This window comes from Streptomyces sp. NPDC059003 (assembly GCF_042740445.1).
Classification (GTDB): Bacteria; Actinomycetota; Actinomycetes; order Streptomycetales; family Streptomycetaceae; genus Streptomyces.
Window position 1 is genome coordinate 40554 of sequence record NZ_JBHYJH010000040.1, and the last position, 22203, is coordinate 62756.

The following is a 22203-nucleotide window of genomic DNA, read 5'->3' on the forward strand; positions in this document are numbered from 1 at the left end:
CGGGCCGTTCACCACCTGACGTGGAGGGCCTCCGGGGCGCGGTGGATGAGGGTGGGCCGCATCGTGACCGGGGGCCGGTCGCCGTCGAGCCTGAGCCCCGGGAACCGGCGCGCGAACAGCTCCAGCGTCAACCTCACCTGCTCACGGGCCAGTTGGGCGCCGGGGCAGGCGTGGGCGCCGAGGCCGAACGCGACGTGCCGGGCGGCGGTCCGCCGCGTGATGTCGAAGACGTCCGGCCGGGGGTGGCGCGCGTCGTCGCGCCCCGCCGCGCCGAACCCCACGAGCAGTTCGGCGCCCGCGGGCAGTTCGGTGCCCGCGAACGTCACGGCGCGGGTGGTGACGCGCCGGAATCCCTGGAGCGCGGTGTCGTACCGCGCCGTCTCCTCGATCGCGGCCGGAATCCGCTCCGGCTCCTCGCAGACGAGCCGCCACTGGTCCGGGTGGCGCAGCAGGTGCAGGAACGTGGTGCCGATGAGGGCGGTGGTGGTCAGATGCCCGGCCAGCAGGAAGTTGTTCAAGTGGGAGACGAGCTCGGCCCGCTGAGCGAGCGTCAACACCCCCGTCTCCCCGACCGCCGCCCCCTCCTCCCCGTCCTCCGGGACGAGTGACCCGACGATCTCGCTGCACAGGTCGTCGCGGGGCTCGGCGTGGCGATCGCGTACGTAGCCGTCGAGGAGCCGGCGCAGGGCGACGATGTCGCGGGCGGCGGCGACCTGCTCCTCCTCGCCCAGGGGCCGGAACAGCAGCTGCATGGTGCTCTGCCCGCCGCGGACGACGAGCGGCACGTCCGCCGGATCGAACCCGAGCACGTACCCGACCACCTGCCCCGGCAGCCGCAGCGCGTACGCGCCCATGAGCTCCGCACGCCCCTCCCCCGCGAACGCCTCGACGAGCTCCTCCGCGCGCCCTTCGGCGTACGCGACCGCGGCGGCGACGCGGGCCGCGCCCAGGCCGCGCGTGATCGGGGCGCGCAGGCGCTGGTGGGCCGGGCCGTCCGAGGTGACGACGACCCGGGTGCGGCCGCCGTCCCCCGCGCCGCTCGCGGCGAGCACGGCGAGCGCGGCCGGGGACGGGACGACGTCCCCGCGGACGGCGTTCGCCGACGAGAACACGTCCGGGCGCCGCAGCACCTCCCGCACGTCCGCGTCCCGCGCGACGAGCCAGGCCCGCATCTCCGGCACGTACGTCAACCCCACGGCACGCCGGGCCCGCTCGTACAAGGGGTACGGATCCCGCATCAACTCATCGAGCCGAGCGTGCTGTTGACGGTCCATCCCCCCATGGTGACAACCCCCCCACCCCCCGCGAAACCCCACAAACACCCTCCACTTACCCGAACCCCCAAAGGCGATACGCCGCGGGCACCTGGAGGGGACGGAGCCAGGCCCCGTCAGCGAGCGTCCGCATTCCGAGCGTCCTCGGGGAAGAACCGGACGCCAGGAAAGGCAACATGAGCGGAGGGAACTCCTGAAGGGAGCACAGGAGAGAGGGTTCGAAACACGCCCTCCATGACCGCATCCGAATAACCAGCCAGCGTTTCCGACGCTTGCAGTACCGCACCCCCTGCCGCAAGGGGAATCACACGATGGAAGGCTCCGACCGAAGCCAACCTCTCCCAGCCGCCGAGCCGGTCGAGCAGTTCCTCCGGGCAGACGGTCACCCACGCGTACCCGCGCAGCGATTCCCGTGCCTCGGCGAGGTAGGTACGCCGCTTGCGCCGAAGAGCGATATCAAGGTTCGCCCGGTCCAGAGACTGGCCCTGCTCGATACGGCCAAACGTCGGATTCACGGTGCTCGCAGCCTCGGTCACACATTCCACAAGCTCAGCACAGCGACTGGCGTCGGACATCACGCGACCTCCGCACGGCAACGCGACCGAGAGCGAAGTGAACTCGCCGCCGAAATAGGCGGAAGAGCTCCCGATCCTCCCCGACTCACCCTCTTCACCCAGCTCCAACTGCGCCCAATAGTGCGGCCGGGAGAGCTCGACAACGAACTGATCGCGGCGCTCGACACCGCCGGAGAATTGCTCAAGCGGATCATCCTCGCCCCACGCCAGCGACCCCACCCAGGCAGGGCCCGAGGAGAAGTTCCCCGAAAACAGACGCCGCAGGCACGTGTCGAACCAACGTGCCGCGGCCCTGGCCCGATCCCCCGCGTTCCCGTCGAGCCACACGTCGATGTACACATTCACCCAAGAAACTCCTTCGACAACGCAGTTTCGATCGACACGGTCGGCCGTGTCGATCGAAACTGAACAGGGCCCCTGCTACCTCAGCATGCACCTACCGCACAACTGGGAGTGTTGGCGATGGTCCAAAGCGTCCAGAAACCCAGGACGGTGAGCGTCAGCCCCGACCCTGTACCTTCCGGAGAGTAGCCACGCGCTCCAGGAACGGACGGGCCGTACTGCCCAGTGGCAGAGGGGGATGGCTCCGGGGTGGGTGTAGCCCGCGACCCGGGCTTGGCGAGTTCCGGTGGAGTGGGCCTGGGGTTGGGTCTCGGCTCGGGCGATCGCCGCTTCCTGTCCATCCCGTAGTACCTCATCCCAGCGGGATCACCGGACCACACTCGCCCGGTTCCCTGGGCCGAGTTGAACTGCTTCGCCGCGATCACCGGACCAGGTAAGACCTCTCGATCGTCACCCACTGCTTCAAGGTGCCGTTCCAGGCGGTCCACATAGCGAGCCAGATCCCTCGGCCCTTCACCCCGACCGTATGCGTTGTTCGGCTTCACTTCCCATACGTAGACCTCGTCATTCCCCCAGAAGATCACGTCCGCATAGCCATCGTTCCCCGGTTTGTTCCCGCTTGCTCCGGGGATCAGATTGGCCCCACGCTTGCCCTTGGCGAGATCGACGGTCGTGTACCCGTTGACTCCGTTCCGTCTGGCCCACTCCTCTGCTGCGATGCCGCTCTGGCAGACCGAGGAGTCATGGGCACTCATGGACTTCATCTGGGCAGCACCGCATCGAGACCCCACATTCGATGAGCCACCGTTCCGCGTCACCTTGGCAGGCTTCTTCGCAGAAGAACCGGAAACCTTCCAGCCACCGTTGGCGGTCTTGCTGCACGAAACCCCGGGGTTGTTCACGCACCCGTCAGGTATGTGCCCGTCCAACTCGACAACCCCGACCGGATTGCCCCCGCCGAACGCATACCGGTTCCCCGTCATCGGGTCGCTGCCGAGGGCCATGTCGTCCAGCGCACCGCTGTACATGTCCCGCGTGAGGAACCGATTCAAGCCGGGGCTGTAGTCCCGGAACCCCATGTCATACGTCGCCGATGCCGCGTCCCAGCGTTTGGAGTTGAAGCGGTAGGGGTTGTAGGACTCCTTCGTGGGGTCCGTGGCTGTCGGCTTGTCCACGCCCGTGAAGTCGGCGGCGTCGTTGTCGCCGTACGCCGTATAGCCGTACGTCGCCTTCGCGTTGCCGTCCGTGCCCGTCAGGGTCTCGACGTCCGTGTGGCTGTTGTAGCCGTAGAAGCCGTCCTCGGTGGCGCCGTCCGCGGCGTGTTTGACCTGGGAAAGGCGCTCGCCCCACGGGCCGTACTGGTAGGACTTCGTGAGCTTGCCCGCGACTTCCTCGCCGAGGACCTCGCCCGACATGCCCAGGTAGGTGTAGTCCGTGGTCCTGCCGGCGGCATCCGTGCGGGACTGCGTGCGGTCCAACGGGTCGTAGGCGTACTTCGTCGTCTTCAGGGCGCCCGACCCCTCGTCCGCCTTCTCGTGCTGACGCACGCGGTCGAAGCCGTCGTAGACGTTGCGCTCGATGACCCTGCCGCCCGACGTGACCGAGTCCTGCCGGCCGAACGGGTCGTAGTTGTACCAGGCCTCCGCCCCGCCCGACGTCGCCTTCAGGAGGCGGTTGCGGTCGTAGCCGAAGGTCGTCGTCCTGCCCTTGACCGTCTGGGAGACGACGTTCGCGTTGTCGTCGTGGACGTACGTCTCCGTGCCCGCGCCGTCGCCCGTGCGGGCGGACTTCGACAGGCGGTCGGCCGGGTCGTAGGAGTAGTCCGTGGTCGAGGAGAGGTACGCCGAGGTGTCGTCGGCGTTCATCTTCTTCGCCACGTCCTGCGCCTTGTTGCCGTTGGCGTCATAGGCGTAGGCGTGGGAGGAGACGAGCGTGCCGTTCGGCTTCTTCTCCGTCTGGGACTTGAGGGCGCCGTCCAGGTAGTAGGCGTAGTCGACCGTGTTCTTGTTGGCCTTGTGTTCCTGCTTCTTCTCGCCCCGCGAGGTGTAGTCGTACGTCGTGACCTTCGGCGAGGAGTCGGAAGCCGACTTCCCCACCGAGACCTCCTTCACCAACTCCCTCAGGTCGTAGGTGTACTTGGCGTACTGGTCGGGGTGCGTCAGGGTCTGCGGCTGACCGTTCGCGTCGTACGTGTACGACGTGGACTTCTTCTCCTGGCCCGCCAGGGCCTCGACGACCTTCGCGACCTGGTTCAGGCCCGTGTACGAGACCGTGTACGCGTCGACCCTCGTCCCGGTCGACGTGTCGTCGATCGAGGTCAGGTTGCCGTTGACGTCGTAGGCGTACGCGAAGCGCTTGCGTTCCGTGTCCGCGTCGGCCGCGTTGTCGCGGACCAGCTTGACCCGTGCCGCGCCCGCCGCCTTCAGCGTCGTGATCTCGTTCTTCTTGTACGTCTCCTTGCCGAGGCGCACCCAGCTCCTGCCGTCGCCCTCGCGGTCCGCGTACGCGGTGTACGAGCCCGACTTCGGGATCGGCAGCTTCCAGGCGCCGCCCGCGCGCCGCTGCGACTTCACGCCGAGGACCTCGTTCCGGCCCACCGGAACGCCGTCGTCGTCCAGGGACTTCAGCTTGCCGTCGGGGAAGTAGCCCCACCGCATGGTCCGGCTCGACGAGCCCGCCGCCGAGATCAGCTGCCGCGCCGACTGCTGGCCGAGCGCGGTGTAGTCGTACAGCGTGCGGATGTCCCAGACGTCCTCGGAGGACTTCACCCAGCCGTTGTCGAAGTACGCGTACGTCGTGTCGTTGCGGGTCTGCTCGCCCTCCGACGGGGGCGCCGAGACCTTCGCGACGCGGCCCACCGCGTCGTACGTCGTCTCCGTCCAGACCTTCCGGTGGTAGCGCGGGTCGCTCGGGTCGTACGGCTGGATCTGCCGCGCGGGGCGGTTCAGCGCGTCGTACGTCGTCTCCGCCACGAAGGCCTCGGAGGTGCCGGCGGCCACCGCACGCGGAGTGAACACCTTGACCTGGTTGCCGACCTCGTCGTAGCCGAACTTCGTCGTCCGCGCCGTCGAGCCCTCGTGCGGGACCTCGACCGACGCCAGCATGCCGCGCTCGTCGTAGTGGTTCTTGGTGACGTTGTTCTCGGCGTCCGTCGTCGTGAGGACGAGCGCGTCCTTGTCGTACGCCTGCTTGACCGTCCGGCCCGCCGCATCAGTGACCGCCACGACACGGTGGTTCAGGTCAAAAGCTGTCCTGGTCGTGTAGTCGTCCGGATCGGATGTCTCGTTCTTCTTCGGGTCGACGACCTCGACCGGGTTGCCCACGCCGTCGTAGACGTAACTGACCTTGTCCTTCTTGGCGTTGACGACGGAGGTCAGCTGGTAGATCTCGTCGTAGGCGTTCGTCGTGACGTAGTCGTCGGGGTCCGACAGGGTCGCCGTGCCCTTCGGTTCCGTCGTCGTCAGGAGGTTGCCGACCTTGTCGTACGTGTACGTCGACGTCCGCTCCGGTGACGTCGCCGTGTCCTTGGGCGCCGTCGCCTCTTTGACCTGGTCGGCCTTGTCGTACACCGCCGTCGACACCGCGTCGTTCGGCGCGGTCGACTTGGTGACGTTGTCGTTCGCGTCGTACTCGGGCGCCGGAGTCGTGATGTACACGCCCGCCGCCTGGTCCTTGGGGACCTTGGACACCAGCGGGCGGCCGTAGGTGTCGTACGTCTGCGTGGTCTTCTTGCCCAGCGCGTCCGTGACCGCCGTGACCTGGCCGCGCGCGTCGTACTCGGTCTTGGTGGCCTTGTTCAGGGCGTCCGTCGTCGTGCGCGGATAGCCCGAGGCGACGTAGTCCGCGTACAGCGTCGCGTTGCCGTTCGCGTCCGTGGCCTTCGTCAGCCGGCCGTAGCCGTCGTAGTCGTACGACGTCGTGTAGTCCCCGGCCGCGGGCGTGGCGACGCCCTTGGGGTCCGTGACCTTCTTCAGGTTGCCCTTGGTGTCGTAGCCGAACTCCCAACCGCGGTTCTCCGCCGAGGTCTTCTTCTTCAGGTCGGCGACGTACCCGTCCTCGCGCGTCTGGTACTCGTAGCGCACGGAGTGCTGCGGGTACTTCCCCGGCGCGCACTCCTCCGCCGACGGGACGCCCCCCTTGTTCTCCTCCGCCGCGCGCTGCCACGTCGGATAGCCCGTCTTCGCGTCGAAGCAGTACGCCGTCTTCGCGCCGTTGTTCTCCTCCAGGAGCGTGACGTTGTGGTCGGCGTCCCAGGTCAGCTTCGTCTGCTCGGACTTGGCGTTGACCGTCCGCACTGGCCGGGCGAGGTCGTCCGTCTCGTGCGTCGTCGTGTGCTTCTCGGCGTCGGTGACCTTCGTCTCCCTGCCGCCGCCCGTGGGGCGCGCGGCGTACGCGAAGCCGGTCGTGCCGCCCAGGCGGTCCGTGAGCGTCTTCGTCACCCAGCGGGAGCCGTAGTCCAGGCCCGTGCCGCTGTCGCGCGGGTCCGTGACCTTCGTCAGCTTGGCGTTCCTGTTGCCCTGCGCCGCGTCGTACGTGAAGGCGAAGGTCTTCGGCTGGGCGGCGCCGTCGCCGTCCACGACCCGGCCGAGCAGGCCCTTCGCCGTGTACAGGAAGGTGACCTTGCGCCCGGAGACGTCCGTGAACGACTTCACGTGGTCGTAGATCCGCGGGTTCTTCAGATCGGTGCCCTTGGCGGGCTTCCCGTTCGCGTCGATGTAGTCGTACGTCGCGTCGCCCTGCTCGTAGTGGTCGACGGTCAGGGACCTGCGGCCCGAGGGGTCGCGGATCTCCTTCAGGAACTTGACGGGCCTGCCTTCGGAGTCGCGCTCCTCGTAGACGTATCGCTGGGCGTTGCTGTTCGTGTCGACGATCGACGTCAGATAGCCGTCGCAGTCCAGGAGGAAGCGGGAGCCGTCGGGCCGGGTCAGCGTCCAGGCGTCCGTCACCGAGTCGTTGTCGGGGGTGCAGGTGACGTTCGGCTTCGGCTTGAGCCGGTAGTGCAGGCCCGGCGGGGACGTCCAGCCGCCGTCGGTCTCCTTGCGGAAGACGTGCGTGGTGCCGTCGCCGTCCGTCAGATGGGCCTTGGTCGGGTTGGTGTCCGGCTCGAAGTCCAGCGGGGCGCCCAGGCGCAGCGGCCCGGACGCCTGTGCCGTCCAGCCGTGGCCGAGCGAACTGTCCGACGTGTCCTGCGCGTTGTAGGCGAGCCGGAGGAAGGTGTTGAGGCCGCGGCCCGGGTTGTTGAAGGCGTCGTACGACCAGACGGCGTTGCCGGAGGCGAGGTTGCTCAGCAGCGTGGAGCCGGCGCCGGTGTTCTTTCCGGTGTAGCCGTAGAACTTCTCCAGGCCGAGCTGGTCGGCGGTGCCCGCGTCCTCGACGGCCACGCTCTGCGCGAGCCCGGGGATGCCGGGCTTCTGCGACAGCCAGCTGCCGTCGCTCTTGTTGCGGACGTCCCACGTGAGGACGTGGCCCACGCGGCCGTTGCCGTCGTCGACCGTCGGGGACTTCACCTTGGCCTTGACGGTGGCCGACTTGCCGGGGGCGAGCGCGGGCAGCGCCGTCTCCAGCTGGTTGGCGGCCGTGGTGGCGTCCGTGCCGTCGGGCAGGGTCCAGCGGTACGACAGCTCGCGCTCACCCGCGGGCCAGGCCGTGTCGGTGGTGTTGGTGACGGTGACGTCCGTGGTGTACGTGAGGCCTTCCGTCATGCGGGAGGGGGTGTTCGGCGCGTAGTACGTCGACTCGGTCGAGGAGTCGACGTAGATGACGCGCAGGAGCGGCCGCAGCTGCTTGTCCTTGGCCTCCGCGGAGAGGAACAGGGTGCGCTCCTGGCCGCCGGTCGCCGACTCGTCCTTGAGCTTGATCAGCGCGCCGGTGTTGCTGCTCGGCTTCGTCACCCACTTCTGGGTCAGCGCTGTGGCGTCCCACCAGTGCCGGCCGACGTCGCTGGTGATCTCCGGGACGGTGTCGGAGACCGTGCCCGAGTAGTCGCCGCCCGCCTTGGTCCAGGCGGTGGTGGCGTCGGCCTTGTTCCAGGTCGCCTTCTTCTCGTCGAAGTCCCGGGTCAGCGCGTGCAGTTCGTAGACCGCGCCCCGGCTCTCACTGGTGGTCTCCGAACCCCACATCTGAAGCTGCGACTCGAGGATCGTCGCCGTCGAGGGCACGCTGCCCGTGGGGAACTTGAGCGCGGCGCGCGTCTTGCCGTAGGTGTCGGAGTTGTTGCCGACGCTCGTCCACGTCTGGCCCACGTCCCAGGACGGCAGGGCGTCGAAGTTGGTGTCGGGCTTGGCGGACGACAGGGTGGTGTCGCTCTGGCCCGCCTGGATGAGCTTCATGGTGCGCCCGGCCTTGGGGATGCCCACCATGCGCACGGGCGAGCCGAGGAGCTGCCCGTCCTTGGTCTTGACGGCGACCTGGTAGAAGTACACCCGGCCGATCTCGTTCGCGCTGCTGTCCGGCGTCGGCTTGGCCGTGGTGTCGCGGAAGGTGGTCCGGTCCTTGCCCACTGGCGCGACGAGGGTCGAGGCGTCGGGCGCGAACCCCTCCCGCGTCGACCGATGGATCTGATACTCGGCGATGTCGAGGTCGGGATCGTCCGAGCCATTCACGTACTTCGACCACGACAGCTCGGGCCCGTTGCCGTGCACGACGGTCGGCGAGTCGAGGGCGCTGCCCACCTTGCCGTAGGTGACGGTCAGGCGGGGGTACGTCGAGGTCTCGCCGCCGTAGTCGTAGTCGGCCTGCTCGTAGCGCGGGCCGCCCTTGGGGGCGTCGGCCGACTCGTCCTTGGCCCGCAGGACGAAGCCGTGGTTGGCGGTGCCGTCGACCCACTTCTGGACGGTGTCCTTGACGGGGAAGTTGTGCCACTGGTTGTACTCGCCCTTGTTCTTCACGACCTGGGCGGGGTTCACCAGGCGCACCGAGTCGGCGATGTTCCGCTTGCCGCCGTCGCCCGTGTCACCGAGCACGACCTTGCCCGCGGTGCCCTTGGCGAAGCCGATCTGGCCGCCCACCACGGACTTCCAGTCGCTGTCGGCGCCGTTCTGGTCGACGGTGCCGGTCTTCGTGCCGCCGTCGTGGGTGACCGTGTACGGGGCGTCCTTGGCCGCGTCCGAGGCCTTCGGGAAGTGGGCCTCCACCCGGTACGAGGCGCCTTCGGGCACCTTCGGCTGCCAGGTGTACGACTCGTTGCGCGCGGTGTTCTTGTTGTAGAGGTAGTCGTTGTTGGTCGCGTCGCCGCCGGTGGTGGTCACCTTCGGCCAGTCGCCGACGGCCGCCGTGCCAGAGTCCCCGTCGTCGGTACGGACCGTCGTGCCCGACAGCTCCCCCGCCAGGTTGTCGGTCTTGTCCCAGGTCGCCGTCGCCTCGTCCCAGGCGCCGGTGGCGCGGTGCGCCTCGATGGTGACGTCGTTGCCGTTCGTGGTGTGCGTCTGGTCGTAGTACACGCCGAGCCGCGCCGAGTCGATGTCGACGCCCGCCGGGATCTCGTCCAGCGGGAACTTCAGCAGCGACCGCGCGACGCCGGTGTCCGTCCTGCCCACCGCGAGCCGCCAGTTGGCGTTGAAGTTCACGCCCGGCTGGTCGGACAGGACCATGACGTCCTGCGACTGCGCGGGCCGCGGGGAGATGGTGATGGTGGGGTCGATGACCACGGGGTAGCGGCGCTGCTTCGCCGCGAGCCAGCGGGCGTCCGGCGTGACGGTGACCCGCCACGCGTCACCGTCCCTGCTCAGCTTCTGCCGGACCTCGGCGGTACCGGCCTTCCCGTACGGCGAGGACGCGACGTCTTTGGCGTCCGTCATGTGGGCGGCCGGAATCACGAGGACGGGATGGCGCGAGTACTCCCCGAAGAAGGCGATGGAACCGTCCTTGCGGGGCTCGGGCCGCAGCCCGTCGGCGTCGAGCCGGAAGCCGAAGGAAACCGGCCCCTTCGGCCGCTCGGCGAGGACGATGTCCTCCTTCACCTGCCCGACCCCGACCTGATACCGCAGCCGGGCCCCGGACACCGGGTCGCGATACGTGACCCGGTCCCCCTTGACCTGAGGCGTCAGCCGACCCTTCCGATCGAGCCCGACCGTGACGGCCTGCCCACCGCCGACCTCATACCGCAGCAGCCTGCGCGCGTCGGACCCGAAGTAACTACGCCCGGTGTTAGTGAGGTTGGCGTACTCATACACCCCACCACTGCGCCGCTGGCTCACGCGCCGTACATCGGTGTCGACCGACCGCCACGTCTTGCCCGCCTTGTAGGCGGTGGGAAACGCCGACAGCTCCGCCTGCACGCGCCCGTCGGACAACTCCCAGAACCGCGTACTCGGCGTGCGCTCGCCCTTCAACTCCTTGACGCGCTTGGCCTGCGGCGCCTTGGCCCCTTTCGGTAGACGCTCACGTCTGGGCTCCGGGTCACCGTCGCCGCTCTTGGGCGAGTCCTCGTCCTGTACCCGACCGACGTCGGCTGTCACGGCACCCTTGCCACCGACCGCCGACTGCGCCACGGCGATCTGCGGCAGGGCGGTCCCTAAGACGGCCGACACGACGACGCCGACCACGATCCTGCGATGATCGATTCTCACTGTGCCAACTACCTCCCTTACGTCTCACGAGAGCGGGAAAGCGGGCATGCCTGGCCGCTGCTCCAGGGGTTCCTGGGGCAGCGGAGGAGAGCAGTGAGGAGTTGTAGTCAGGCGTCGGGAGATGCGTCAACTGGCCTCACATATCGGGCAGTTGGCGCCTCCGTGATGTGGGTACGGGGCCTGTTCCCGTTGCACGAGCTCTAGTGCCGCATCATGGATGCATGGGGGCTACCCGTGGTTCCAGGGCGACTGAATCCCGTACCAGAGCTGTTCCAGAAGGGGCGGGGAGCCAGGGGGAATGATGGACGCCGAGCCGCCGGGCTTCTTGAGTCTGAGGACCAGGTCACCGAGCCGGGCCTGGCATCTGAAGCGCGGTGAGACCGTCGTCGCGGCTCTCAGGCTCGACTACATCGACCAGCCCTGGTTCCACTGCCACTTCACGGCGGACGGCCCGGCCTGGGAGAGCATCCGGCCCACCGTCGAAGAGTGGACCCGGGCAACGCTGGAGACCAACCCAGCAGATGTTCTCCGCATTCCCCGCGCCTGGGAGGCGTTCCAGGCCCTCAATCTGGTCCTTGTCCCGCTCGACAACGCGCCGCCGATCGAAGAATTCTTCCTTCACGTCGACGGCAAGACTGCCCGGTTCCGCTACTGACCACCTGCGATGCCAAGACGAGCCCCTAGCCGGACGTCCGTCCTGTTCTCTTGCTCAGGCCGAAGGTGTGAAGCCGGCGGAGCAGTCGAGGCAGAACGGGGAACCGGGAGCCATCGGCGCCCAGCCCTCGCGGAGGGCCCGTTGGATGGCCCGGGCCACATCGGATGGCAGTACGGGTTTCCCCTGACGTCCCAGCCAGTTGTTCGGATGTGGCTGGGCGGTCGTGACCACGAGTGTTGTCCTGGGGACGTCCGCATGCTCGACGGCAAATGTGCAGGGCGTCCACGACATGGCCTGGAAGTAGGTGGGCCTGCGCCTCAGCCGCCAACGGTAGGCCGTGCCATCGACGACGATGCGCCGTGCGCCCTTGCGCCCCAGTGCCATGTGGTTCCTCCTGGACGGTCCCATCGGCGCAGCGTCAGAACAGGTGATACATATCCGATATGGCACAGTTCTTGGTCCTGGTCGATGCTGAGCCGGACGGATGGCGGGTCGACCGCGATGCACTGACCGTAGCAATTCGGGATCGATGGGCAGACGTCGGGATCGACTCCACGCGCTACAGCAAGGCGCGGAGCTTCTGCTGGTCGTTCGCAACCGGCAACGGCCCGGGTGAGGCGTATCTGCACGAGGACGGCACCTGCCTGTACGTCGATGCCCTACTGGAGGACGCTGCGCAGTTGGCGATCTCGTTCCGCAGGCTCACTCCGCCGGACGTCGACGTGGTCTTCTGCGATGAGGGCTACACGTTCGACATTCGGCTCCGGCCCGGGGTGACTGACGGCGATCTGGCTGACCTGGTGAACTCGGCCTGAGTCAGCAAGGCCGACGCGCACCACAGGCGCGCCACCGGCCGGGGACGGCACGGTCCCGTCAGGCCACCGAGTTGATGCGGTGGGGTGCGTCATGGTGGATCGGGGTGTGGGCTCCCGTCAGGGAGAGGCCCGTGCCGCCGCGGCGGGACGCCACGATTTCCGCCGCGATCGAGAGGGCCGTCTCCTCCGGTGTGCGGGCGCCCAGGTCCAGGCCGATCGGGGAGTGGAGGCGGGTCAGTTCCAGGTCGGTCACGCCGACCTCGCGGAGGCGGGCGTTGCGGTCCAGGTGGGTGCGGCGCGAGCCCATCGCGCCTACGTACGCCACGGGGAGGCGCAGCGCGAGGCGGAGCAGGGGGACGTCGAACTTGGCGTCGTGGGTGAGGACGCACAGCACGGTGCGGCTGTCGACCTCCGTGTCCGCCAGGTACTCGTGCGGCCAGCGCACGACGATCTCGTCCGCGTCCGGGAACCGCGTGGCCGTCGCGAAGACGGGGCGCGCGTCGCACACCGTGACGCGGTAGCCGAGGAACTTGCCGGCCCGCACCAGCGCCGACGCGAAGTCGATCGCACCGAAGACGATCATCCGGGGCGGGGGGACGGAGGATTCGACCAGGACGGTCAGCGGCCGGCCGCAGCGCGAGCCGTCCGCGCCGATCTCGACCGTGCCGGTGCGCCCCGCGTCCAGCATCGCGCGGGCCTCCCCCGCCACGGTGCGGTCCAGTTCGGGGTGGCCTCCAAGACCGCCCTCATGAGCCCGGTTCTCCAGGTCCCAGGCGTTCTCGGGGTCTCCTGAGTCACCATGTGCGACGGGGGCAGAGCCGCCGCGTACGAGCAGTGCCCGGCCCATCAGCTCCTCCGGGCCCGACGTGATCCGCGCGACCGCCGCCGCCTCGCCGCGCGACGCCGCGGCGAGGGCCGCGGCCAGCACCGGCCGCGCGGCATCGTCCGCGCGGACCGGTGCGACCAGGATGTCGATGACGCCGCCGCAGGTCAGCCCCACGGCGAAGGCGTCCTCGTCGCTGTAGCCGAAGGTCTCGAGGACGGGCCTGCCGTCCTCGAGGACCTGCTGACACAGCTCGTACACCGCGCCCTCGACGCACCCGCCGGAGACCGACCCGATCGCCGTGCCGTCGGCGTCGACGGCGAGCGCGGCGCCGGGCTGGCGCGGGGCGCTCCCGCCGACGGCCACCACCGTGGCGACGGCGAAGTCACGTCCCTGCTCGACCCACCGGTGCAGCTCTTCGGCGATGTCCAGCATGTTCGGCCTCCAGTTTCCGATAGTCCGAGATAGTCGGACAGGGCGGGCTGCGCCTAGTGCACGCCCAGCCAGCTCTCGATGGGGTTCAGGGCGAAGTACACGAGGAAGATCACGGTGAGGCCCCACATGAAGGCCCCGATCTCCCGCGCCTTGCCCTGGGCGATCTTGATGGCGACCCAGGCGATGACACCTGCGGCGACACCGGTGGTGATGGTGTACGTGAACGGCATGAGCACCACGGTCAGGAAGACCGGGATGGCCGTGGCGCGGTCGGCCCAGTCGACGTGCCGGGCGTTCATCATCATCATCGCTCCGATGACGACGAGCGCGGCGGACGCGACCTCCTGCGGGACGATCGCGGTCACCGGAGTGAAGAACAAGCACGCGGCGAAGAAAAGTCCCGTCACCACCGAGGCGAGGCCCGTCCGGGCGCCCTCGCCCACGCCGGTCGCGGACTCGACGAAGACGGTCTGGCCGCTGCCGCCCGCCACGCCGCCGATCGCGCCGCCCGCGCCGTCGATGAACAGCGCCTTGGACAGGCCGGGCATGCGGCCCTTGTCGTCGGCGAGGTTCGCCTCCGTACCGACGCCGATGATGGTGGCCATCGCGTCGAAGAAGCCCGCGAGGACCAGGGTGAAGACGATCATGCCGACCGTCATCGCGCCGACCTCGCCCCAGCCGCCGAACTCGACGTCGCCGAGGAGCGAGAAGTCGGGGGACGACACCGCGCTGCCATGGAGCTCCGGCGCGCCATTGGCCCACTGCTTGGGGTCGATGACGTCGAGCGCGTTGAGGACGACGGCGACGACCGTGCCGGTCACGATGCCGATCAGGATCGCGCCGGGCGTGTCACGGGCCTGGAGCATGAAGATCAGGAGCAGGGTGCCCGCGAAGAGCAGGACGGGCCAGCCCGCGAGCTCACCGCCGGGGCCGAGGGTGAGCGGCGTCGCCTTGCCGGGGTGCACGAAGCCGCCCTTGACCAGGCCGATGATGGCGATGAACATGCCGATGCCCATGGTGATCGCGTGCTTCAGGGCGAGCGGGATCGCGTTCATGATCATCTCGCGGAGCCCGGTGACCACCAGGAGCATGATCACGGCGCCGTACATCACGCACATGCCCATGGCCTGCGGCCAGGTCATTTCGGGCGCGACCTGCGAGGCGATCACTCCGGACACGGAGAGGCCGGCGGCGAGGGCGAGCGGCACCTTGCCGATGAAGCCCATGAGCAGGGTGGTGACGGCCGCGGCCAGGGCGGTCGCCGTGATCAGGGCCTTCTGGCCCATGGTGTCGCCCGCGGCGTCCTTGCCGGACAGGATGAGCGGGTTGAGCAGGACGATGTACGCCATCGCCATGAACGTGGTGATGCCGCCGCGGACCTCACGCGCGACCGTCGATCCCCGGTGGGATATGTGGAAGTACCGGTCGAGCCAAGACCGTCCGGCGGGGACCCGCGAGCCGTGGCCCGCGTCCTCCGCCGTGGTCTTGGGCTCCAGTGACTGCTGGGTCATGGTGCCTACTCCCAAGGTTCAAAGGGGCACCCGCGTAGGGAGCCGCGGGATTTGGGATGGTGCGTTGGCTGCACGACCCGGGGGACGGCCCGAGACGAAACGTGGTACTGGACTTGAGCCGGGCCGGGGTGACCGTCGGGTCGACGGTTGCCCCGGCGCCGGGGGCGGTCGGACTACGCCGTGCCCGTGAGGTGCTCCGGGCGCACCGGCGTCTTGGTCAGCTCCAGACCCGTCGCGTTCCTGATGGCCGCGAGGACCGCCGGGGTCGACGACAGGGTCGGGGCCTCGCCGATGCCGCGCAGGCCGTACGGCGCGTGCTCGTCGGCGAGTTCGAGCACGTCGACGGGGATGGTCGGCGTGTCGAGGATGGTGGGGATCAGATAGTCCGTGAAGGAGGGGTTCTTCACCTTCGCGGTCTCGGGGTCGACGATGATCTCCTCCATCACCGCGACGCCCAGGCCCTGGGTGGTGCCGCCCTGGATCTGGCCGAGCACGGACAGCGGGTTGAGCGCCTTGCCGACGTCCTGCGCGCAGGCGAGCTCGATGACCTTGACCAGGCCGAGCTCGGTGTCGACCTCGACGACGGCGCGGTGCGCGGCGAAGGAGTACTGGACGTGGCCGTTGCCCTGTCCGGTGCGCAGGTCGAAGGGCTCGGTGGGGCGGTGGCGCCACTCGGCCTCGACCTCGACGCTCTCGTCCGCCAGGACGTCGACCAGGTCGCCGAGGACCTCGCCGCCGTCGGTGACGACCTTGCCGCCTTCGAGGAGGAGCTCGGCGGTGGCCCAAGCGGGGTGGTACGTACCGAACTTGCGGCGGCCCATCTCCAGGACCTTCTCGCGCACGAGCTCGCAGGAGTTCTTGACGGCGCCGCCGGTGACGTACGTCTGACGCGACGCCGAGGACGATCCCGCGCTGCCCACCTGGGTGTCGGCGGGGTGGATGGTCACCTGGGTGACGCCGAGCTCGGTGCGGGCGATCTGCGCGTGGACGGTGACGCCGCCCTGGCCGACCTCCGCCATCGCGGTGTGGACGGTCGCGACGGGCTCGCCGTTGATGACCTCCATGCGCACCTTGGCGGTGGAGTAGTCGTCGAAGCCCTCGGAGAAGCCGACGTTCTTGATGCCGACCGCGTAGCCCACGCCGCGTACGACGCCTTCGCCGTGCGTGGTGTTGGACAGGCCGCCGGGGAGCTGGCGGACGTCCGCGCCCTCGGAGCTCTCCCACTGGCGCTCGGGCGGCAGCGGGCGGGACTTGACGCGGCGCAGGATCTCGGCGACCGGGGCGGGCGAGTCGACGACCTGCCCGGTCGGCAGGAGCGTGCCCTGCTCCATGGCGTTGAGCTGGCGCAGCTCGACCGGGTCCATGCCCAGCTTCGCGGCCAGCTTGTCCATCTGGGCCTCGTAGGCGAAGCACGCCTGGACCGCGCCGAAGCCGCGCATGGCGCCGCAGGGCGGGTTGTTGGTGTAGAGCGCGATGGCCTCGATGTCGACGTCGTCGACGACGTACGGGCCGACGGACAGCGAGGACGCGTTGCCGACGACCGCCGGGGACGCGGACGCGTAGGCGCCGCCGTCCAGGACGATGCGGCACTTCAGGTGCGTCAGCTTGCCGTCGCGCGTGGCCCCGTGCTCGTAGTAGAGCTTCGCCGGGTGGCGGTGGACGTGCCCGAAGAAGGACTCGAAGCGGTTGTAGACGATCTTCACCGGCTTGCCGGTGCGCAGCGCGAGCAGGCAGGCGTGGATCTGCATCGAGATGTCCTCGCGGCCGCCGAAGGCACCGCCGACGCCGGAGAGCGTCATGCGCACCTTCTCCTCGGGCAGGCCGAGGACGGGGGCGATCTGCTCCAGGTCGGAGTGCAGCCACTGGGTGGCGACGTAGAGGTCGACGCCGCCGTCATCGGCGGGCACGGCGAGACCGGACTCCGGGCCGAGGAAGGCCTGGTCCTGCATGCCGAAGGTGTACTCGCCCGTGACGATGACATCGGCCTTCTTGGCGGCCTCGGCGGCGTTGCCGCGGATGATCGGCTGGCGGTGCACGATGTTCGGGTGCGGTACGTGCCGCGCGTGCTCGTCGTCGCGGCCCTCGTGCACGAGTACGGCGTCGGGGGCGGTCGCCGACGCCTCGTCGGTGATGAGGGGCAGCTCCCGGTACTCGATCTTGATCTTCGCGGCGGCGCGGCGCGCGGTCTCCGGGTGGTCGGCGGCCACGAGGGCGACCGGCTCGCCGTGGTGGCGGACCTTGCCGTGGGCGAGCACCGGGGTGTCCTGGATCTCCAGGCCGTAGTTCTTCATCTCGGCCGGCAGGTCGTCGTACGTCATGACGGCGTAGACGCCGGCCTGCGCGAGCGCCTCGGAGGTGTCGATGGAGACGATCTCGGCGTGCGCGACGGTGGAGCGGAGCGTCTGGCCCCAGAGCATGTCCTCGTGCCACATGTCCGAGGAGTACGCGAACTCGCCGGTGACCTTCAGGGTGCCGTCGGGGCGCAGCGTCGACTCGCCGATGCCGCCCTTGGTCTGCGAGCCCTGGGTGATCTTGGTGGGTGCGCCGGTCGTACGGGTGGAGCCCATGGTCAGACCGCCCCTTCCTGGAGTCCCTGACGGTCCTGGCGGGCGGCCGCGAGGCGGACCGCGTCCAGGATCTTCTCGTAACCGGTGCAGCGGCAGAGGTTGCCGGAGAGCGCCTCGCGGATGTCGGCGTCGGTCGGCTGCGGGTTGCGCTCCAGCATCTCGTCGGTCGCGATGAGCAGGCCGGGGGTGCAGAAGCCGCACTGGACGGCGCCGGCGTCGATGAACGCCTGCTGGACCGGGGAGAGTTGACCGCCCTCGCCGGTCTGGGAGTCCGTCGCCTTGGCCGGGTTGGCCCGCCACTGCTGCGCGTCCTGGAGCGAGACGCCGCACGCGCCGGAGGCGCAGCCGCCGCCCGGGTGGGCGGCTTCCCGGTGCTTGGCGTAGTCGGCGAGGCCCTCGACGGTGGTGACCTCGCGGCCCTCCACCTGGCCCGCGGCCACGAGGCAGGCGCAGACGGGCACGCCGTCGAGGCGCACCGTGCAGGAGCCGCACTCCCCCTGCTCGCAGGCGTTCTTGGAGCCCGGCAGGCCCATGCGCTCGCGCAGCACGTAGAGGAGGGACTCGCCCTCCCACACGTCGTCGGCTTCCTGGGGACGGCCGTTGACCGTGAAGTTGACACGCATTACGCGACTCCCTCCGTGCTGCGGCCCGTGCCGCGGTAGGACTCCCACGTCCAGCCGAGCGTGCGGCGGGCCATGATGCCGACGGCGTGGCGGCGGTAGCTCGCGGTGCCGCGGACGTCGTCGATGGGGTTGGCGGCGCCGGAGACGAGCTGAGCGAACTGCTTGGCGACCGACGGGGTGATGATCTTCTTGCTGTCCCAGAAGCCGCCCTCCTCCAGGGCCGCGTTCAGGAACTCCTCGGCGGCCTTCGCACGGATCGGGGTGGGGGCGGCGGAGCCGATGCCGGTGCGCACGGTGCGGGTCTCGGGGTGCAGCGCGATGCCGAAGGCGCACACGGCGATGACCATGGCGTTGCGGGTACCCACTTTGGAGTACTGCTGCGGCCCGTCGGCCTTCTTGATGTGCACGGCCCTGATCAGCTCGTCCGCGGCGAGCGCGTTGCGCTTCACGCCGGTGTAGAAGGAGTCGATCGGGATGAGCCGGGAGCCGCGCACGGACGCCACCTCGACCTCGGCGCCCGCGGCGAGCAGCGCCGGGTGGGCGTCACCGGCCGGGGACGCGGTGCCGAGGTTGCCGCCGACGCCGCCGCGGTTGCGGATCTGCGGCGAGGCGACCGTGTGCGAGGCGAGCGCGAGGCCGGGCAGCTCGGCGCGCAGGTTCTCCATGATGTGCGTGTACGGAACGGAGGCGCCGAGCCGGACGGTGTCCTCGCCGACCTCCCACTCCCGCAGCTCGCCGATGCGGCCCAGGTCCAGGAGGTACTCCGGACGGCGGTGGTCGAAGTTGATCTCGACCATGACGTCGGTGCCACCCGCGATCGGCACAGCCGTGGGGTGCTCGGCCTTCGCGGCGAGCGCCTCCTCCCAGCTGGCGGGGCGAAGGAAGTCCATGAGTGGCTCTCTCTTCGTAATCGTGCTCGGTGATCGTGATCTTCCAGGGGGAAGCGGCCGGCCGCCCTCCGGGTGGGAGGCGGGGGCCCGGCTTCCGGCGGAGGCGATCGATCCGGCCAAGTGGGCCGTCCGCCTCTCGACTGCTCGTTCATGTCCTGTTAACGCGGAGTGGGGCAAGTACACCGCCCGCTCCTCCGATGGGGTCAGTCACCGAAACCATGAAGGAGTTGGCTGGCCAAGCCGTGAGTCTTGTAGATTCGTATGAAGAACGGGCCCCAGTAACCTCGCGGATTCCCCCCGGAAACCACAGAGCCACAGGGGCCCGCGGCCCCCGGATCTCCCGGTGCGGCCGGCCAGACGTGAAATCGAGACAGATCGGCGGCGACGACACCATGCGGCTGCGCGCACTCCTTGACACCGACGCCCTCGGCCTCAGGCTGCTCGGCGGCGAGGACGAGCTCGACCGCAGCGTGCGGGGCGTGATGACCACCGACCTGCGCGACCCGAGCCGCTACCTCGCGGGCGGCGAGCTGGTCCTCACCGGCCTCGCCTGGCGCAGGGACGCCGCCGACACCGAGCCCTTCGTGCGGATCCTCGCGACCGCCGGGGTCGCCGCGCTCGCCGCCGGTGAGGCCGAGCTCGGCGACATCCCCGACGACCTGGTGGCGGCCTGCGCCCGGCACCGCCTGCCGCTGTTCGCCGTCAACGAGTCGGTGGCCTTCGCGACGATCACCGAGCACGTCGTACGGCAGGTGTCCGGCGAGCGCGCGGGCGACCTGGCGGCCGTGGTGGACCGGCACCGCCGCCTGATGACGTCCGGGCCCGCGGGCGGCGGCCCCGACGTGGTGCTCGACCTGCTCGGCTCCGACCTGGACCTGCGGGCGTGGGTCCTGTCCCCCGCGGGCCGGGCCATCGCCGGGGCCACCACGGCGGGTCCCGCCCTGCCCGCCCCGGTCCGGGCGCGGCTCGCGGGCGAGCACCTGGCCGCCGCCCGCACGGGACGGCGCGGCCCGCACAGGGTGAGCGTGGACGGGGTGACGTACTCGCTGTTCCCCATCCGGTCCAGCGGGCGGGGCGCGGCGGGGGCGTCCCGGGACGTGCGGGAGACCGTCCTTTCCGACTGGCTGCTCGCCGTCGAGGCCGACGCCGGAGATTGGCCGGAAGAGCGTCTTGACCTGCTGCAGGGCGTCACCCAGCTGATCGCCGTGGAGCGCGACCGCAGGGAAGCGGCCCGCACGGTGCGCCGCCGGCTCGCGCAGGAGGTGCTCGAACTGGTCCAGACGGGCGCGGCGCCCGCCGAGATCGCGGCCCGCCTCCGCGTCGCGGCGCCCGTGCTGCTGCCCGGCCTGGGTGCGGCGCCGCACTGGCAGGTGGTCGTGGCCCGCGTCGAGTGGGACGAGGTGCAAGGCGGGCCCGCCGACGCGTCGGGGGCCGCGGGCTCCGCCGCCGAGGGCGGTGGCGGGCGCCGGGCGGGCGAGATCGAGAGCGGCCCCGTCGCCCAGGCCCTCCTGGAGGAGATCCTCGTCGACCCGGCCACGGCCGGGCCCGACCCCTCCGACCGGATCGCCGTCGCCCACACCGGCGACGAGGCCATCGCGCTCGTGCCGCTGCCCGCGCTGCCGACGGACCCCGACAGCGCCGCGGGCGCCGGGGGCGACGGGGCGGGCCTGCTCGCGGACGCGCTCCTCGCGTCCGTGCGGGAACCGCTGTCGGCGGGCCTCGCCGACGACGGCCGCCTCACGCTCGGCGTCAGCGCGTCCGTGCACTCCGCCGAGGGCCTGCGCGGCGCCCTGGAGGAGGCCCGGCACGCCCGCCGGGTCGCCGCCGCCCGCCCCGGCCGGGTCTGCGCGGCGGGCCACCAGGAGCTGGCCTCGCACGTACTGCTGCTCCCCTTCGTGCCGGACGACGTGCGGCGTGCCTTCACCGCACGGCTCCTCGACCCGCTGCGGGAGTACGACCGCAGGCACCGGGCGGAGCTCATCCCCACCCTGGAGGCGTTCCTCGACTGCGACGGATCCTGGACGCGCTGCGCCACGCGACTGCATCTGCACGTCAACACGCTGCGCTACCGAGTGGGCCGTATCGAGCAGTTGACGGGCCGTGACCTCTCGCGCCTTGAGGACAAGCTGGATTTCTTCCTGGCGCTGCGCATGAGCTGACACCTGAGTTGATGTTTGGCCCGCGGGCCATCCCCCAGGTTTGTGAAATCTTTCACCCAGCCCCTTGGCCCGGTGCGCCGATCCATGCTGAGATTCGCCCACGACTCAACAGCTCAATGGTGCGCTAGGGGAGGGCAACGTGGCGCATACCGCCATGTCTGGTACCGGAACGGACTCAGGGCACGATCCACTCCAGACCGCGGTATGGCGGCTGCGCTCGCGTGGCTGCTGGACCGACGCCGCAGCGCTGCTCGCCTCGCGCGAGGGTCCGGGTCCCGCGCTCCAGAGAACCTCGCTCCTGGTCGAGCGCTGCCTGTTCACCGGCGAGGGCTGGGCCGAGGCCGAGGACAGCCTGCGTACGGCTGAGGCCCTTGCCGCCGATGACGACGACCGGGGCGGCGCGGCCTGCGAGCGGGGCCAACTCGCGTACGCCGCCACGGTGTTGAACGTCCGCGACCGGGCCGACGAGGCCCGTACCGCGCTCGGCCGTGCCGCCGCGCTGCTCGCTCCCGGGGCTCCCGGGCGGCCCCTCCTGGACTTCCGGCGCGGGCTCGTCGCCGAGCATCTCGCGGACTCGCCGCAGGCGGCTCGGGCCGCGTACCGGCGGGCCCATGCCGGGGCCACCGCGCACGGGGACTCCCTCCTCCTCTCCTTCACCTGGCGGCACCTCGCCGGACTCGCCCTGCGGGAAGGGGAGTTGGCGGACGCGCGGCATGGGTTCGCGGAGTCGCTGCGGCTTCGGGAGGAGCTTGGCTTTCTTGTGGGTACGGCGCCTGCGCTCGCCGCGCTGGCCGATGCCGAGCCGGAGCCGGAGGCGTCCCGCCTCCGCACGGAGGCCACCCGCCTCTTCCGCCTCCTCGGCGGCGTCCCGTCCTGGTTGGCGCCGCAACTGGACCCTCCGGCACCGGCGGCGTAGCCCTCGCGGGGCGCCCCAGACCCGCCCCTTTACCCAAAACCAGGGGGCTCC

At 70.1% G+C, this 22203-nt stretch carries 12 protein-coding genes; 4 read left to right on the forward strand and 8 right to left on the reverse strand.

All coding sequences use genetic code 11. The features are described 5' to 3' along the window. Nucleotides 1–8: 8 nt before the first annotated feature. The 3 genes from ACFWZ5_RS17085 to ACFWZ5_RS17095 all read right to left on the reverse strand — a co-directional run bounded on the left by ACFWZ5_RS17085 (nucleotide 9) and on the right by ACFWZ5_RS17095 (nucleotide 9780). Nucleotides 9–1274, reverse strand: a complete 1266-nt coding sequence (locus ACFWZ5_RS17085) for a cytochrome P450 (protein WP_384800923.1) — start codon at nucleotides 1272–1274, stop codon at nucleotides 9–11. 116 nt (nucleotides 1275–1390) lie between these two features. Beyond that, nucleotides 1391–2194, reverse strand: a complete 804-nt coding sequence (locus ACFWZ5_RS17090; protein WP_384800920.1) for a hypothetical protein — start codon at nucleotides 2192–2194, stop codon at nucleotides 1391–1393. Nucleotides 2195–2274: 80 nt separating this feature from the next. Then, nucleotides 2275–9780: a DNRLRE domain-containing protein gene (locus tag ACFWZ5_RS17095; RefSeq protein WP_384890811.1), complete on the reverse strand. Its 7506-nt coding sequence runs from the start codon at nucleotides 9778–9780 to the stop codon at nucleotides 2275–2277. 1276 nt (nucleotides 9781–11056) lie between these two features. On the opposite strand from ACFWZ5_RS17095, the gene ACFWZ5_RS17100 reads away from it, so the two are divergent. Together ACFWZ5_RS17100 and ACFWZ5_RS17105 are read left to right on the forward strand one after the other, a co-directional pair. Then, the gene (locus tag ACFWZ5_RS17100) at nucleotides 11057–11413 is read left to right on the forward strand and encodes a hypothetical protein (RefSeq protein ID WP_384800914.1); all 357 of its coding nucleotides are present in this window, start codon (nucleotides 11057–11059) and stop codon (nucleotides 11411–11413) included. Between the two features lie 443 nt (nucleotides 11414–11856). Next, nucleotides 11857–12228: a hypothetical protein gene (locus ACFWZ5_RS17105; protein WP_384800911.1), complete on the forward strand. Its 372-nt coding sequence runs from the start codon at nucleotides 11857–11859 to the stop codon at nucleotides 12226–12228. Between the two features lie 58 nt (nucleotides 12229–12286). Here ACFWZ5_RS17105 and ACFWZ5_RS17110 read toward each other — a convergent pair whose 3' ends face one another. The 5 genes from ACFWZ5_RS17110 to ACFWZ5_RS17130 form a co-directional block, all read right to left on the reverse strand. After that, nucleotides 12287–13486: an XdhC family protein gene (locus ACFWZ5_RS17110; protein WP_384890808.1), complete on the reverse strand. Its 1200-nt coding sequence runs from the start codon at nucleotides 13484–13486 to the stop codon at nucleotides 12287–12289. A 53-nt stretch (nucleotides 13487–13539) separates the two neighbouring features. After that, nucleotides 13540–14997 carry an NCS2 family permease gene (locus ACFWZ5_RS17115; protein WP_384804639.1) on the reverse strand — a complete coding sequence of 486 codons (1458 nt, stop codon included), beginning with the start codon at nucleotides 14995–14997 and terminating at the stop codon, nucleotides 13540–13542. Nucleotides 14998–15170: 173 nt separating this feature from the next. Further along, nucleotides 15171–17564, reverse strand: coding sequence for a xanthine dehydrogenase family protein molybdopterin-binding subunit (locus ACFWZ5_RS17120; protein WP_384804637.1), 2394 nt, complete (start codon nucleotides 17562–17564; stop codon nucleotides 15171–15173). A 2-nt stretch (nucleotides 17565–17566) separates the two neighbouring features. Continuing rightward, the gene (locus tag ACFWZ5_RS17125; protein ID WP_384804635.1) at nucleotides 17567–18187 is read right to left on the reverse strand and encodes a (2Fe-2S)-binding protein; all 621 of its coding nucleotides are present in this window, start codon (nucleotides 18185–18187) and stop codon (nucleotides 17567–17569) included. After that, nucleotides 18187–19077, reverse strand: a complete 891-nt coding sequence (locus tag ACFWZ5_RS17130) for an FAD binding domain-containing protein (protein ID WP_384804633.1) — start codon at nucleotides 19075–19077, stop codon at nucleotides 18187–18189. Before ACFWZ5_RS17130 ends, ACFWZ5_RS17125 begins: the two co-directional genes overlap by 1 nt. A gap of 392 nt (nucleotides 19078–19469) precedes the next feature. On the opposite strand from ACFWZ5_RS17130, the gene ACFWZ5_RS17135 reads away from it, so the two are divergent. Further along, nucleotides 19470–21236 (forward strand): PucR family transcriptional regulator, encoded by a 1767-nt coding sequence (locus ACFWZ5_RS17135; RefSeq protein WP_384804643.1) that lies wholly within the window; start codon nucleotides 19470–19472, stop codon nucleotides 21234–21236. A 154-nt stretch (nucleotides 21237–21390) separates the two neighbouring features. Next, a complete protein-coding gene (locus ACFWZ5_RS17140) occupies nucleotides 21391–22152 on the forward strand; it encodes a hypothetical protein (RefSeq protein ID WP_384804631.1) in 762 nt (253 codons plus the stop codon). The last annotated feature ends 51 nt before the right edge of the window (nucleotides 22153–22203 follow it).